Genomic DNA, 469 nt, shown 5'->3' with positions numbered 1-469 from the left:
CTCAGAAGGTGACCTTGTAGCCGAGCGATACCGTGCGGCCGAAACCATTGACGACATTGTTGCGCGTGGCGCTAGCTGTCGGATTCATGTAGTTGGTGTCGAAGACGTTCTCGACGCCGACACTGAGATCGCCCTTGCCGACCTTGTGGCTCGCAAGGATATTTACCAGTGCCGCGCCCTTGATCTCGGGTACGGTCGTTATCTTGTCCCGGCTGGTGAAGAACTGGACCTCGCTGCGAAGATTGAGGCCGTTGTCGAAGACATAGGTCCCGTAGACCGTGCCGTGCACCGGGGTCGCTATCCTGTTGTTCGGCAGCCACGCATCGATATTGCCATCGCCGTCATTGTCGTAGCGCCCCTCGGTATAGCCAAGGAGGCCACCGACGGTGAGGTTGCCGGTCAGGTTCCACCATGCGGTGACTTCGACGCCCCAGATTTCCTCCTTCTGCTGCGACACGCGGTTGGAGGC

2 protein-coding genes (1 of these 2 cut by a window edge) are annotated in these 469 nt (G+C 59.5%); both read right to left on the bottom strand.

Features of this window, described 5'->3' with window-relative positions; all coding sequences use genetic code 11:
* Nucleotide 1: 1 nt before the first annotated feature.
* On the bottom strand, nt 2–457 hold the full coding sequence (locus tag EOC06_RS44820; protein ID WP_206631190.1) for an autotransporter outer membrane beta-barrel domain-containing protein: 456 nt from the start codon (nt 455–457) through the stop codon (nt 2–4).
* Nucleotides 400–469: the 3' portion of a TonB-dependent receptor gene (locus tag EOC06_RS14580; protein ID WP_206631189.1), read on the bottom strand. It continues 1,619 nt past the right edge of the window; only the last 70 of its 1,689 coding nucleotides appear in the window; its start codon lies beyond the right edge, outside the window; it ends in the stop codon at nt 400–402. Before EOC06_RS14580 ends, EOC06_RS44820 begins: the two co-directional genes overlap by 58 nt.

The sequence above is a fragment of the Mesorhizobium sp. M7A.F.Ca.MR.362.00.0.0 genome (assembly GCF_004023175.1).
Taxonomy (GTDB): Bacteria; Pseudomonadota; Alphaproteobacteria; order Rhizobiales; family Rhizobiaceae; genus Mesorhizobium.
Note: the sequence above shows the minus strand (reverse complement) of the source record. Positions and strands in the feature narration are given on the sequence as shown.